At 64.7% G+C, this 14,105-nt stretch carries 13 protein-coding genes; all 13 read right to left on the bottom strand.

The features are described 5' to 3' along the window. Nucleotides 1–59 precede the first annotated feature (59 nt). The 13 genes from BPHYT_RS21160 to BPHYT_RS21100 all read right to left on the bottom strand — a co-directional run bounded on the left by BPHYT_RS21160 (nucleotide 60) and on the right by BPHYT_RS21100 (nucleotide 14,063). The gene (locus BPHYT_RS21160; protein WP_012426156.1) at nucleotides 60–1,523 is read right to left on the bottom strand and encodes an NAD(P)(+) transhydrogenase (Re/Si-specific) subunit beta; all 1,464 of its coding nucleotides are present in this window, start codon (nucleotides 1,521–1,523) and stop codon (nucleotides 60–62) included. Continuing rightward, nucleotides 1,520–1,876: an NAD(P) transhydrogenase subunit alpha gene (locus BPHYT_RS21155; protein ID WP_012426155.1), complete on the bottom strand. Its 357-nt coding sequence runs from the start codon at nucleotides 1,874–1,876 to the stop codon at nucleotides 1,520–1,522. Before BPHYT_RS21155 ends, BPHYT_RS21160 begins: the two co-directional genes overlap by 4 nt. A 10-nt stretch (nucleotides 1,877–1,886) precedes the next feature. Continuing rightward, complete coding sequence (locus BPHYT_RS21150; RefSeq protein ID WP_012426154.1) at nucleotides 1,887–3,005, bottom strand: Re/Si-specific NAD(P)(+) transhydrogenase subunit alpha; 1,119 nt, start codon at nucleotides 3,003–3,005, stop codon at nucleotides 1,887–1,889. A gap of 67 nt (nucleotides 3,006–3,072) precedes the next feature. Further along, nucleotides 3,073–4,311: a Zn-dependent hydrolase gene (locus BPHYT_RS21145; RefSeq protein WP_012426153.1), complete on the bottom strand. Its 1,239-nt coding sequence runs from the start codon at nucleotides 4,309–4,311 to the stop codon at nucleotides 3,073–3,075. Between the two features lie 143 nt (nucleotides 4,312–4,454). Then, nucleotides 4,455–5,456 carry a TIGR03842 family LLM class F420-dependent oxidoreductase gene (locus BPHYT_RS21140; RefSeq protein WP_012426152.1) on the bottom strand — a complete coding sequence of 334 codons (1,002 nt, stop codon included), beginning with the start codon at nucleotides 5,454–5,456 and terminating at the stop codon, nucleotides 4,455–4,457. 32 nt (nucleotides 5,457–5,488) lie between these two features. Beyond that, nucleotides 5,489–6,169 (bottom strand): NADPH-dependent F420 reductase, encoded by a 681-nt coding sequence (npdG, locus tag BPHYT_RS21135; RefSeq protein ID WP_012426151.1) that lies wholly within the window; start codon nucleotides 6,167–6,169, stop codon nucleotides 5,489–5,491. Beyond that, complete coding sequence (cofE, locus tag BPHYT_RS21130; protein ID WP_012426150.1) at nucleotides 6,166–6,945, bottom strand: coenzyme F420-0:L-glutamate ligase; 780 nt, start codon at nucleotides 6,943–6,945, stop codon at nucleotides 6,166–6,168. Before cofE ends, npdG begins: the two co-directional genes overlap by 4 nt. Beyond that, nucleotides 6,942–7,583, bottom strand: a complete 642-nt coding sequence (gene cofC, locus BPHYT_RS21125) for a 2-phospho-L-lactate guanylyltransferase (RefSeq protein WP_012426149.1) — start codon at nucleotides 7,581–7,583, stop codon at nucleotides 6,942–6,944. Before cofC ends, cofE begins: the two co-directional genes overlap by 4 nt. Further along, on the bottom strand, nucleotides 7,580–8,584 hold the full coding sequence (locus BPHYT_RS21120) for a 2-phospho-L-lactate transferase (RefSeq protein ID WP_012426148.1): 1,005 nt from the start codon (nucleotides 8,582–8,584) through the stop codon (nucleotides 7,580–7,582). The genes cofC and BPHYT_RS21120 overlap by 4 nt, the downstream gene beginning before the upstream one ends. Then, the gene (gene cofH, locus BPHYT_RS21115; RefSeq protein ID WP_012426147.1) at nucleotides 8,577–9,884 is read right to left on the bottom strand and encodes a 5-amino-6-(D-ribitylamino)uracil--L-tyrosine 4-hydroxyphenyl transferase CofH; all 1,308 of its coding nucleotides are present in this window, start codon (nucleotides 9,882–9,884) and stop codon (nucleotides 8,577–8,579) included. Before cofH ends, BPHYT_RS21120 begins: the two co-directional genes overlap by 8 nt. Beyond that, entirely contained in the window at nucleotides 9,881–11,041 is a 1,161-nt protein-coding gene (gene cofG / locus BPHYT_RS21110; protein ID WP_012426146.1) for a 7,8-didemethyl-8-hydroxy-5-deazariboflavin synthase CofG, read from the bottom strand. Before cofG ends, cofH begins: the two co-directional genes overlap by 4 nt. A 67-nt stretch (nucleotides 11,042–11,108) precedes the next feature. Next, a complete protein-coding gene (gene hydA, locus BPHYT_RS21105) occupies nucleotides 11,109–12,530 on the bottom strand; it encodes a dihydropyrimidinase (RefSeq protein ID WP_012426145.1) in 1,422 nt (473 codons plus the stop codon). A 27-nt stretch (nucleotides 12,531–12,557) separates the two neighbouring features. Continuing rightward, on the bottom strand, nucleotides 12,558–14,063 hold the full coding sequence (locus BPHYT_RS21100) for a CoA-acylating methylmalonate-semialdehyde dehydrogenase (protein WP_012426144.1): 1,506 nt from the start codon (nucleotides 14,061–14,063) through the stop codon (nucleotides 12,558–12,560). Nucleotides 14,064–14,105 lie beyond the last annotated feature (42 nt).

Genomic DNA, 14,105 nt, shown 5'->3' with positions numbered 1-14,105 from the left:
TCCTGCCGGGCGGGCCGCGAGTCGGGCAGCACATCCGTTCCGCGGTTGGGGCGAGTGCCTCAGTGCACAGCCTTCACCATGTCTTCCACAACCTTCTTGGCATCGCCGAATACCATCATGGTCTTGTCCATGTAGAAGAGTTCGTTGTCCAGCCCGGCGTAGCCGGCAGCCATCGAGCGCTTGTTCACGATGATGGTCTTGGCCTTGTAGGCCTCGAGGATCGGCATGCCGGCAATGGGCGAATTGGGATCGGTCTTGGCCGACGGGTTAACCACGTCATTGGCGCCGAGCACAAGCACGACGTCTGCTTGGCCGAACTCGCTGTTGATGTCTTCCATCTCGAAGACCTGATCGTACGGCACCTCAGCCTCGGCCAGCAGCACGTTCATATGGCCCGGCATGCGGCCCGCCACCGGGTGGATCGCGTACTTCACGCTCACGCCCTTTCCCTTCAACATCTCGGTGAGTTCCTTGAGCGCATGTTGCGCGCGGGCCACCGCCAAGCCGTATCCAGGTACGATGACCACGGTTTCCGCGTTGCCTAACAGGAAGGCCGCATCATCAGCCGAGCCCGCCTTGACCGGGCGCTGTAGCTGGTCGGCCGCCGCCGCGGTCGCGCCGCCGAAGCCGCCCAACAGCACGCGGAAGAACGACCGGTTCATCGCACGGCACATGATGTACGACAGGATCGCACCGCTTGATCCCACCAGCGAGCCGGCAACGATCAGCATCGGCTGGTTCAACGAGAAGCCGATGCCTGCCGCCGCCCAACCCGAGTACGAGTTCAGCATCGACACCACCACCGGCATGTCTGCACCGCCGATCGGAATAATGATCAGCACACCCAACACAAAGGCAATCGCCAGCATCAGCAGAAACGGCAGCCAATCCTGCGACTGGGCGAAGAGGCATCCGAAACTGATCATCGCCACCGCCAGCAGCAGGTTCAGCCAGTGCTGGCCGGCAAACACCACTGGTGCGCCCTGGAACAGGCGGAACTTGAAGCGTCCGGCCAACTTGCCAAAGGCGATTACGGAACCAGAGAAGGTAATCGCGCCGACAAAGCAGCCAATGAACAGTTCGATGCGATTGCCCAGTGGGATTTCATGCGAGGCCGCCTGCGTGATGCCGAATGCCGCCGGCTCGGCGACCGCCGCGACCGCGATGAACGCGGCGGCCAGACCGATCAGCGAGTGCATCGCCGCGACCAGCTCCGGCATCCTGGTCATCTCGACCTGCTTCGCCGCGTAGGCGCCGATGCCGCCACCCACCACCAGCGCACCAAAGATCAGAATCAGGCCCAAGCCCACCGGCGACTGCGCCGTGCCCGCCGCCAGGAACTCATTCTTGAGCTTGACGATCAGCAGCAGCGTGGTCACCGCGGCGATGGCCATGCCGCTCATGCCGAAGACGTTGCCTCTGCGAGCCGTAGTCGGGTGCGACAGACCCTTGAGCGCCTGGATGAAGCAGACCGAAGCCCCCAAATAAAGCAGGGTGACCGAATTCATCGAGAGTCCGTTCATCGTGCAGCCTCCGCAGCCTTGCCGCCTGCATGCGTCTGGCGCTCGGCCTGGGGCTGCGCCTTGGGTGACTTCTTGCGGAACATCTCGAGCATGCGCTGCGTGACCAGGAAGCCACCGAACACGTTCACGGCGGCGAGCGCCACCGCCAGCGTGCCCGCCACGCGTCCGACGCTGCCTTCGGTCAGGCCGGCCGCCAACATGGCGCCGACGATGATGATGCCCGAGATCGCATTGGTGACCGCCATCAGAGGCGTATGCAAAGCCGGTGTCACGGTCCAGACCACGTGATAGCCCACGTAGATCGCCAGTACGAAGATGATCAGGTTGATCACCGTGTGGTTAACTAATTCCATTGAAGTCTCCTTAGCTGGCCAGATCGACTTGCTCTTGCCCGGTCATCAGGCAGGCGGCGACGATGTCGTCCTGCCGGTCGATGACGAGCTTGCCCTCCTTGTCGAGGATCAGCTTGAGGAAATCGAGCACGTTGCGGGCATACAGCGCCGAGGCGTCGGCAGCCACCATCGCCGCGAGGTTGGTATGGCCGACGAGAATGACGCCATGGCGCTCGACCACTTCGTCGGGAACCGTCAGCGGGCAGTTGCCGCCTTGCGCCGCCGCCAGATCAACCACAACCGAGCCTGGCTTCATCTGCTGCACCGACGCTTCCTGCAGCAGCACGGGCGCCGTGCGGCCAGGGATCAGCGCGGTGGTAATGACGATGTCGGCTTGCTTGGCGCGCTCATGCACGAGCTCGGCCTGGCGGCGCATCCAGTCCGCGGGCATCGGACGCGCATAGCCGCCCGCACCTTGTGCGATCTCGCGCTCCTCGTCGGTCAGGAACGGCACGTCCAGAAACTTCGCACCCAGCGATTCGATCTGCTCCTTTACGGCAGGGCGCACGTCCGAAGCCTCGATCACCGCGCCCAGCCGCCTCGCGGTGGCGATCGCCTGCAATCCGGCCACGCCGGCGCCGAGGATCAGCACGCGTGCGGCCTTGACGGTTCCGGCCGCGGTCATGAGCATCGGCATGAAACGCTGGTAGTGATGGGCGGCGACCAGCACGGCCTTGTAGCCTGCGATATTCGCCTGCGACGACAGCACGTCCATGCTCTGCGCACGCGTGGTGCGCGGCGCCGCTTCCAGCGCGAAGGCAATGATGCCCGCGGCGACCATTCGGACCTCGTTCTCCATGTCGAACGGATTGAGCATGCCGACCAGCACGGCGCCGGGCGTCATCATGGCCAGTTCCGCAGGCTCGGGGGCGCGGACTTTCAGGACAAGTCCGGCGCCCATCGCCTCCGAGGCGGTGCCAATGCGGGCGCCGACTGCCTCGTAAGCGGCATCGCGCAGGCTGGCACGCACACCGGCGCCGCTTTGCACGATGACCCGGTGGCCCTGCGCCACATACTTCTTGACCGTCTCCGGCGTGGCGGCTACGCGCGCCTCGCCTTCGCGAATCTCCCTTGGTATGCCTATCAGCATCAACCTCTCCCTGCATTCTTTGCGATGACTCTCGGTCGGCCGGCGCGCTAACTTGCCGGCCGTCGTATCAACTGACTTGCCCGGCCCGCTCAAGCATCGAGTGCAGCAGCACGTTGCAGCCGGCTTCCAGATGATCTGAGCGAGCGTCTTCGATCTCGTTGTGGCTGATGCCGTCCTTGCACGGCACGAAGATCATCCCCGACGGCGCCACGCGAGCGGTGTAGACGGCATCGTGACCGGCTCCCGAGACCACGTCCATGGTCGGATAGCCCAGCGCACCGGTGGCTCTGCGCACAGCATCGACGCACTGCGGATGAAACTCGCACGGCCGGTAGTACGACACACGTTCGATGCCGATGCTCAGGCCGCTTTCCGACTGCGTGCGGTCGATGAAAGCCAGCATCTCGTCATGCATCTGATTCAGCAGCGCATCGTTCACGTTGCGCAGGTCGATGCTGAACTTGACGCTGCCCGGAATCACGTTGCGGCTGTTCGGGAACGTCTGCACGAAGCCCACCGTGCCGCGTCCATAGGGCGGATACCGGTTGGCGATGGCCACCACCTCCTGCATCACGCGCGTCGCCACCTGCAACGCATCCTTGCGAATCGCCATCGGCGTTGGGCCGGCGTGGGCCTCCATGCCCCTCACCTCGCAGTCGTACCACGACAGGCCCAACACGCCCGGCACCACGCCGATTACCTTGCCTTCATCCTCCAGTACGGGGCCCTGCTCGATGTGCGCCTCGAAGTAAGCGCCGAGCGGATGTTTGCCCGGCTCCTCGTCACCGAGGTAGCCAATGGCTTCCAGTTCGTCGCGCACGCGCTTGCCTTCGATGTCGCGCGCCGCATAAGCGTGCTCCAGCGTAAACGCGCCACAGAACACGCCCGACCCCATCATCACGGGCACGAAACGCGACCCCTCTTCATTTGTCCAGATAGCGACCTCGAGCGGGGCGCAGGTCTTCACACCGGCATCGTCGAGGGTGCGCATCACTTCAAGCGCGGCCAGCACGCCATAGTTGCCGTCGAACTTCCCGCCGGTGGGCTGGGTGTCGATGTGGCTGCCCGACGCTACCGGCGGAGCGTCGGGGTCCGTGCCGGCGCGCCGCATGAAGATATTCCCGATTCGATCGACGGTGATCGCGAGACCAGCCGCCCGCCCCCACGAAACCACGAGGTCGCGTCCCTGCTTATCCAGTTCCGTCAGCGCCAGCCGCTTCACGCCACCCTTGGGGGTGGCCCCGATCGCGGCGAGGTCCATCAGTGAGCGCCACAGGCGCTCGCCGTCGATGCGCAAGTCCTTCATCGTTCATCCTTTTTTGTTGTGCCTGCATCCGGGAAAGCGGCTTCTTGCCGTCCCGTGAAGGCGCGGGCTCAGTGACTTTCAGATGTCGGAAAAGTCACTGGCCGTCAGCGTTCGCGAGGCAACGAATATCTCCGGGCGGGCGCTCAGCGGAAGGCCGGAATGATCTTGTCGCCGTATGTCTCGATGATCTGAGCCTCGTCGCCGTTGTCGAGATAGATATTGAACTGTGTCACGCCAGCAGCACGGAGCTTGCCGATCTTCTCGATGTGCTGATCAGGAGTGCCAAGCACGCAGAAGCTTTCAACAACGTCCGGCGTGATGAAGTCGAGGTACGGGTTGTCGCTCTGGCCATGCTTGGAGTAGTCATAACCACGACGTTTTTCAATGTAGGAGGTCAGGCTCTTGGGCACCAGGTGCGAATCCTTGCCATACTTGTCCACGATGTCCGCCACGTGATTGCCGACCATCGCCGGAAACCATTTGGTAGCCTCGATGCACTCGTCCATGTCGCCGAAGTAGGCGGGCGCGGCGGCCTGGACCCGGTATTTCGACATGTCACGTCCAACATCCTTGCCTGCGGCCACGGCCTGGTCAGTGAACCACTTGCACAAGCCCGGATCGGCGATCTGCAGAATCAAGCCATCGCCATGCTCGCCTGCGCACTTGAGTGCGATGGGGCCGTAGGCGGCGATCCACACCGGCAGTTCGTAGCCGGTGGCCCACGGGAGCCTCACCGGCGCCTCGGCGTCTTCATATTTCACCTCGTCGCCGCGCACCATGCCCTTGACGGCGTGAGTAAAGGCCGCCACGCGATCCATCGAGGCCGGCTTCTTGCCCATCACGCGGCGCGAACTGTCACCGCGACCCAAACCGATGTCGATGCGGCCCTTCGATTGCAGGGCCAGGCTGCCGTACAGTGAGGCGGCAAGCGACCACTCGCGCACATCGGGATTGGTCACGCACGGCGCGAAGCGCATCCGGGTGGTGTGCTCCATGCACATGGCCATGGCCACGAACGACTCGCGCCACAGAATGTGGGAGTCATAGAACCAGCAGTAGTCAAAGCCCTGTGCCTCTGCGAGGCGCACCAGCGCGCGAGCGCGGTCGGGCTCCACGAAGCCCTTGAAGCAAATGCCGAATTGCATGTCGTTCCTCCTGAGTGAAAACTTAAAGTGAGTTATGCCGGTAGTCCGGGCGCCCAGATGCGAATGCCGGCATGGCTGAACGGCACCTTCTTGCTGATATTGAGGCGAATCAACAGCGGTGTGATTGCCTCCACGCAACGCGCGGCTAACGCGGGACCGGCGTAGTACGTCCTCACACCGATACGGCCGACCAACTCCATCACCGCCTCGGCGGCTTCGATGTTGTTGCCACACACCAGCACATCGCAATTGATTGGCTGATCGAGATGGTTGAGCGTGTGCGCGGAGACGTTGTGCAGGCCGCCGACCACGCGTACCTTGTCACCCAGTAGGGCCTGCGCAGCCTCGGTGGCCGAACCCTCGGGCGGCATGGTGACGCCCCTGGGGTCGCCAGGCGTGAGCGGCACCACAAGGTCGACCAGTATCTTTCCGTCAAGGGCAGGCGCGACGGTGCGTAGCGTGGCATCGTGGCCAGCATAGGGCACCGCCAGCATGACGATCTGATCGGCAGCAGCCACTGCGTCGCTATTTTCGAAACCATCAATGCGCGCACAGCTCTGTAAGCCTAATAGCTTCGCATTGAGATCGCATGCGATTTCCGCGCTGCGCGAGCCGTCGCGCGAGCCGAGCGCGACATTTATTCCGGCCATGGCGAACCGCAAGGCTAGCCCCTGCCCTTGCGGCCCTGTACCGCCAAGAATGGCTATGTTCATTGGAACAAGTCCTCCTCCAAAGGGCGCACCAGCTGCCTGGCATGAGCGCCGTTGTCGATGTCCCAGCTCAGCCCGCGCACGAGCACCACAGGCGTGAAGCTGTCCTTCCCCATCAGCAGTCCGGCTGCCGCCGCTACCTCATCGGCGAACGCCGGCTGTGAAATCTGCAGCGGACGGCCATAGGCATCCACCCGGCCGATCCAGTCGACGATCACCGGCACGTTGGCCGCGCCGATGGCCACGTTGACCAGCCCGCGCCGCCACGCGCGCCCAAAGGTGTCGCTGATGATCACGCCAGCCTTGATGCCGCCGCGCGCCTCCAGCTTGCGCGCCACCTCGGCCGCGCTGGCGTCGGGGTCGACCGGCAGCAGCAGCATCGTGCCGTCTTCACCGACATTGCTTTCGTCGATGGCGGCGTTGGCGCAGACCCAGCCATGCCGGTGGCGCGTGATCATCAGGCCGTCCGGCCCCACCTTTGCCACCCGCACCACGTCCACAGACTCGTCAAGCATGGCCTGAACCTTGCGGGGATCCTTGTCGCTAACGCTCGCGTACTCCCACGCCATGTGGGATGGGTAGATATCGGCGAGGCGCCGGGTGCGGCCTTCCGCTTTGGACACGATCTTCTGAGCGATCACGACGATGTCGCCGGTCTGCCATTGGCGTCCGGTGCGCGCCATCGCGTCGGCGACCAGGTCACCCACGTCGTCCCCTTCGCGCACTCCCGGAATGCCAGGTAAGGCGACCAGTTCCATGGTGTTGCTTCCCGCGTTCATGGCGGCGCTCCGTTGAATGCGGAGAGGCGGGGGCCACGGCGACACCTGCGCGCGTGGGCGAGTACTAGGCAGTCCTCAGCGGTATCGATATCGCGTGCGAGAAACGGCAGCTGGCAGCGCGCCACGCTGAGTCCGCACTCCAGTCCGCTACGCGTGTGCAGAGCAGCGGACTGCGGGCCGTAGTGAAAGGTGAAACGCTGCGGTGGCGCAAGTGCAAGGAAGTTGGTGCCGCCGTCGTGCGACTCGGCGAGCGTGAGCCCGTGGCGCTGCGACAGCGACAGCATCTGCCGTACCTCGGCGCGCAGCCAGACCGGGACGTCGCCGGGTACGATCACGAGCCGCTCATAGCCGCCAGTCCACGCGTGCTGCAAGGCGAGGCCGGCCGCCGCGCTCAGGCCGGCCTCGCACACCTCGAGCAGCACTCCCGCACCGTGCCGCGCAGCCAGCGGAGCGATCTGTGTCGCGTCATCGGTCACTGCCACCACGTCGAAATCCGGCCAATTGCGGCGGAAGAACGCCAGAGTGCGCTCGAACAGCCGCACCGCGAGCTGCGCGCGCTGGCTGTCGTCCATCGCGGGGGCAAGGCGCGTCTTGGCGCGCGCTGGCGCTTTCATCGGAATGGCGAGAAGCGTCTTCATATCGTGACCTCCTTTTGCATCTCCCCATGGATGCTCTGGCGCGCGGGAAGGCCATCGCGCACCCATGCCAACAGGGTGCGGGCAAGCCGGACTGAAGCCGGACAAGACGAAATCCGGGTTTCGGCGCTGAGCACCGCCAGTCCCCGCGCCTGCAAGCCTGCGCTATCGGCCGCGTCGTCGGTATGGATCACCAGCCCGTGGAGCAAACCCTCATAGCGCTTCGCGATGCCGGCGTTGCCGCCCGGCAGGCCCATGTCATCCAGCATCCGGTCCAGCGGCCCCTTCACGGCCTTGCCACCGATCAACGGCGACACGGCGACGCAGGGCGCCCCCGAGGTCTGCAGGGCCTCGCGCAAGCCGCCGAGTGCGAGCATCGGTTCGATCGACAGCAGCGGATTGGAAGGGGCGATCACGATGAGGTCCGCCTGCTCAATCGCGCGCAGGACCTCGGGTGTTGCGCAGCGGTCCTCCGCACCGCAGTAACGCACCTCGCGCACGGGCGGCGCAGCGCGGTGGGCGACGAACCATTGCTGGAAGCGCAGCGGGCCCTCATCGCAGACGATTTCCGTCGGTACAGGAGCGTCACAGGCCGGCAATAGATAGCCCGGCACGCCGAAGCGGGCACTAGCCTCGGCCATCACACTCGTCAGGCTCTCGCCGAACGCGAGTCGCCATGTGCGCCAGACATGCAGGCCCATATCTGCGTCGCCCAGCTTCATCCACACCGGCGCGCCAAGTTCACCGAGCACACCGAGGGCGCGGGTGTTGTCGCCCTCCACGCCCCAGCCCTGCATCGGATCGACCTTGCCGCTCAGCGTATAGAGCAGGGTGTCGAGGTCCGGACAGACACGCAGCCCGTAGAAATCCTCGTCGTCGCCGATATTGGCGACGATGCTCAGGCTGCCGGTTGCAAGTTCGGCGCTCAGCCCGAGGGCCATGCGGGCGCCGCCCACGCCACCGGCCAGCAGTACGATGCGAGCGGGATAGCCGGTGTCACGCATGAGCGAGCTCCTCGTTGTCGCATCCTGCCTGCGGCCGGTTGCGCAAAAACCGGATCGGATCATAGGCACGCGCCTTCAGCGGCGGCAGCGCCACCGGATCATGGTCGACGTAGCGCTCGAGTGGGACGTACAACGTGCTGCGGCGCACCGGCTCGCGCCCGGCGTCGCGGATAATGCTCACCATCTCGGCCGCCGTGATTTCCTCCCCGAACGACGCGCCCGCCGACCGGGAGATCGATTCGTCCATCAGCGTGCCGCCAAAGTCGTTGGCGCCGGCAGCCAGCAGCGCCTGCCCTGTCTGCGGTCCTAGCTTGACCCACGACACCTGAATGTTGTCGATCCAACCCGCCAGCATCAGGCGGGCGATCGCGTGCACCTTGATATGCTCGACCAGCGTGGCACCGGCACGCACGCCAGGGATCTCGTGCTCCATGTACAGCGGCGCCTCGCTGTGCACGAAGCCCAGTGGCACAAATTCGGTGAAGCCCCCAGTCTCCTTCTGGATGCTGCGCAGCAGGTCGATATGCGCGGCCCAATGGCCGGGCCCATCCACGTGCCCGTACATCATGGTCGACGTACTGCGCAGGCCCACGCCATGCGCGGCACGGACGATTTCCACCCACGCCTGGGCGGACAACTTGTTGCGCGTCAGCTGACGGCGCACATCGGTATCGAGAATCTCCGCCGCCGTTCCTGGAATAGAACCCAAACCGGCGGCCTTAAGCTCGCGCAGGTAGTCGGCGGCCGCCTGGCGGCGCTTTTTCGAGCCGTACCATATCTCGAACGGCGAGAATGCGTGGATATGCATCTCGGGCACTCGCGCCTTGATCGCCGCGAGGATGTCGAGATAATGGTGATCCGTCAGGTCTGGATGCAGTCCACCCTGGATACAGACCTCGGTGGCGCCGCGCTGCCTGGCCACATCCGCGCGCCTTGCCACTTCGTCCATCGACAGCAGTTCCGCGCCCTCCTCCTCGCGCCGCTTGGCAAAGCCGCAGAAGCGGCACCCCATGTAGCAGACGTTGGTGAAGTTGATATTGCGGGTGACCACAAAGCTGACGACGTCGCCAACGCGCTCGCGCCGTACATGGTCGGCGGTGGCGACCACCGCCTTGAGGTCTTCGCCATCGGCCTCGAACAGGACTCGTCCTTCGTCGCGGGAAATCTCCGCGCCTTCCAGATGGCGCGACAGAATGAAACGCACAGGGGCGGACGCCGCGCTCAATAGTGCAGACGGGTCGTCGCCGTTGCGACGGGCGGCCAGGAAATCCAGCCAGTCACGATCGGTCATCGCATTCATGCCGCGCACTCCGCGGAAGCCGCCATTGGCATGGCTTCGTACTGATGCAGTGCAAGCCCGTCGGGGCGCGCCTGGCAACCCAGTGCCCGCGCGGGCGCGGCCCCGACGAAGTCCGGCTGGCACAGATAGCGCGGATAGACCGTCAGCCGCTCGGCGAGCCCGAGACCGCGGCCGTGGCTGCGGCGCGCGACATCATGGATGGCCGGCCAGGCACGCTCGGGGTTGATGTAATCGGCCGTCACCGGCGAGATGCCCCCCCAGTCATTAATGCCGGAATCAAGATAGTCCTCGAAGGCTTCGGCCAGGTTGGGCGGAGCCTGCAGAGAGATATCAGTCGGCAGGAGCAGCCGCGCCACGGCCAGCGTGCGCAGCATATCTTCGTGGCCGGGCTCATTCCATGTCGCCATCATCGTGCCTGGCTTGGCGCGAAAGTTCTGCACGATGACTTCCTGGATATGCCCGTGGCGCGTATGCAGTTCGGCAATCGCGAGCAGGCTATCGATCCGTTCGACCCATGTTTCACCGATGCCGATCAGAATCCCGGTGGTGGTCGCGATCCGCTCCACACCAGCCATGTCGAGCGTGCGCAGACGCTGCACCGGCACCTTGTCGGGACAGGCGTAGTGCGCCATGCCCCGCTGCACCAGCCGGCGGCTAACGTTTTCCAGCATCAGACCGACACTGCCGCACACCGCCTTGAGCCTGACGATCTCGGCACGCGTCAGCGTGCCGGCGTTGACGTGCGGAATCAGCGAGGTCTCCGCCAAAATCCGCTCGCTCATCGCAATGACATAGTCCATGGTGGTGGCGTAGCCGAGCGCATCGAGCACCGCGCGGGCCTGCGGATATACCAGCTCGGGCTTCTCGCCGAGCGAGAAAAGCGCCTCCTTGCATCCGAGAGCCTCGCCTCGGCGCGCAATCGCCATGACCTGATCCGGAGCCAAGTAGCCTGCGCCAGGTTCGTCAGGCTGGCGCGCGAACGTGCAGTACCCGCACTTGTCCCGGCACAGGTTGGTCAGCGGAATGAACACCTTGCGGGAATAGGTTACCGTTGCGCCCCACGCTTTCTCGCGCACACGGCACGCCCTGCGCATTAGCTGGTGCAGTTCGCCCGCGCTCACCTGGTCTAACGCAATTGCCTCGGCTCTGGAAAGCATACTGTCCCTCCCCTGCATGTCTTCAAAAGTGTGCGTCTCTGTGTACGGCGCACAAACCACAACACCGTCAGGCGGCCGACTGCCGCTTGCGTTGCAACGCGTCGAATATCGGGCCGAACGGCTTGCGTTCGACGTAGCGCCCGGCCCCCTTCACCGCGCGCAGGTCGCCCTGCGCGTAGACCACCTTGCCGTTGCTCACCGTATGACTTGGATTACCGCGTACGACGCGGCCCTCGAACACATTGAATCCACCCCTCGCGTGCTGCGTGCGTGCCGAAATCGTGCGCGTAGCCTCTGGGTCCCACACCACCACGTCGGCATCGGCGCCGACGGCGATGACGCCCTTGCGCGGATACATATTGAAGATTTGCGCGACATTGGCCGACGTGACCTTGACAAACTCCGAAGGGGTCAGGCGCCCGCCGTTGACGCCCGTGTCCCAGATCACCGACATGCGGTCCTCGACCCCGCCGCAGCCGTTGGGGATCCGGGTGAAGTCGTCGCGTCCCGTCGCTTTCTGCGCGGCGCAAAAGGTACAGTGGTCGGTCGCGGTGGTATGCAGGCTGCCGGCCTGCAAACCGTTCCACAACGCAGCCTGGTGCGCCTTCGAACGGAACGGCGGGCTCATCACGTGGCCGGCGGCGAAGTCGAAGTCAGGGTGCGTGTACACAGAGTCGTCGATCACCAGATGTCCGGCCAATGCCTCACCGAAAACCCGCTGGCCGCGCGATCGGGCCAGCGCGATTGCTTCCACCGACTCGGCGCACGACACGTGCACGATATAGAGAGGGGTGTTCATGACGTTGGCGATAGCGATCGCGCGCTGCACTGCCTCGGTCTCCACCACAGGTGGGCGCGACAGCGGATGCGCCTGCGGGCCTGTCACACCGGCCTGCAACAGTTCCTGCTGCAACTGGAAGACCAACTCCCCGTTCTCGGCATGAACCGTTGGCACCGCGCCGAGTTCAAGCGCGCGGCGGAAGCTCTTCACCAGGATCTCGTCGTCCGCCATGATGGCGTTCTTGTACGCCATGAAGTGCTTGAAGCTGTTGACGCCGTGCTGGTTGACGAGCGTCCCCATGTCGGCGTGCACCGATTCGTCCCACCACGTCACGGCGACGTGAAAGGTGTAATCGCTACAGGCCTGTTCGGCCCATCCGCGCCACTTTTTGAATGCCCCCATCAGCGATTCCTGCGGGGACGGAATCACGAAGTCCATGATGGTGGTGGTACCGCCCGCCAGCCCCGCGGCGGTGCCGGTGAAAAAGTCGTCGGCGGTCACGGTGCCCATGAACGGCAGCTGCATGTGCGTATGTGGGTCGATGCCGCCGGGCATCACGTACTGGCCGCCGGCGTCGATCACCTCGGTATCGGCTCCCGCCGCGAGGCCCGTGCCGACGGCCACGATCCTGCCTTTTTCGCACAGCACGTCAGCACGTGTCTCGCCGTCGGCATTGACGACCACGCCGCCTCGAATCAGTACGCTCATTTCAGGCTCCCGGTCTGACGGCAGTGCTCAGTTATGCTGAGGAAACGCGAACTCGGCGCCAGCGGTGATGGTGTCCGGCCACCGTTGCATCACGGCCTTGTGACGCGTGTAGAAGCGCACACCCTCCGGTCCGTAGATGTGGTGGTCGCCGAACAGGCTGCGCTTCCAGCCGCCGAAGCTGTTGAACGCCATCGGCACCGGCACCGGCACATTCACACCGACCATGCCAATCTGCACCTGCCGCGTGAACTCGCGCGCCACGCCGCCGTCGCGTGTGAACACAGCCACACCGTTGCCGTACTCGTGGGCATTGATAAGCTCGACGGCTGCTGCCACGTTCGGCACGCGCACCACGCACAGGACCGGCCCGAAGATTTCCTCGCGGTAGACCGTCATCTCGGGCGTCACGTGGTCGAACAGCGTGCCGCCGACGAAAAAGCCGCTTTCACGTCCCGGCACGCGGTAATCGCGCCCGTCCACCACCAGCGTGGCGCCGTCAGCGACACCGGCACCGATCAGCGACTCGATTCGCTCTCTTGCCGCCGCCGTGATCACTGGGCCCATCTCTGCGCCTGGCGCGGTGCCGTCGTCAATCTTCAGCGCGCGGGTACGCTCGGCCAACGCAGCCACCAGACGATCGCCGACATCACCGACTGCCACCGCCACCGAGATCGCCATGCAGCGCTCCCCCGCAGAACCGAAGGCCGCGCCGATCAGCGCGTCGGTCGCCATGGCCATATCGGCATCCGGCATCACGACGAGGTGGTTCTTCGCGCCGCCCAGCGCCTGCGCCCGCTTGCCATTCGCGCTGGCGCGGGCATACACGTATTCGGCGATGGGAGTCGAGCCGACGAAGCTGACCGCCTGCACCTCGGGGTGGTCCAACAACGCGTCGACCACGGCCTTGTCGCCCTGCACGACGTTGAAGACACCGTCGGGCAGGCCCGCTTCCTTCAGCAGCTCGGCGTGCAACAGCGAGCACGATGGATCGCGCTCAGAGGGCTTCAGCACGAAGGTGTTACCGCAGGCCAGCGCGATCGGGAACATCCACATCGGCACCATCGCCGGGAAGTTGAACGGTGTGATACCTGCCACCACACCCAGCGGCTGACGAATCGACCAGGCGTCGATGCCGCGAGAAATCTGGTCACTGAACTCGCCTTTCAGCAGATGCGGGATGCCCACCGCAAACTCGACCACCTCGAGACCGCGCGCCACTTCACCTCGGGCGTCGTCCAGCGTCTTGCCATGTTCGCGCGTCAGCATCTGCGCAAGCGTATCGGTGTGCTGCTGCATCAGTTGCAGATACTTCGCCAGAATGCGCGCACGGGCCAGCGGCGGACGGGCCGACCATGCCGGAAAGGCGGCGGCCGCGGCGCCGACCGCAGCATGGATATCCTCTGCCGAGCCCATGGCCACCTGCGCCACGGCCTCGCCAAGCGCCGGGTTGAACACAGCCTGTGTCTCGGCATTGCGCAGGCTGGCAGTGCGCTGGCCGTTGATAAAGTGCGAAATAGTTTCTAGGTTCGTCATGTGTGTCTCGATTCAGGAATAGGGCGCGTTAGCGTTGTGAGT

The sequence above is a fragment of the Paraburkholderia phytofirmans PsJN genome (genome assembly GCF_000020125.1).
In the GTDB taxonomy this organism is placed as follows: Bacteria; Pseudomonadota; Gammaproteobacteria; order Burkholderiales; family Burkholderiaceae; genus Paraburkholderia; species Paraburkholderia phytofirmans.
This window is presented reverse-complemented; position numbering and strand designations above follow the sequence as displayed.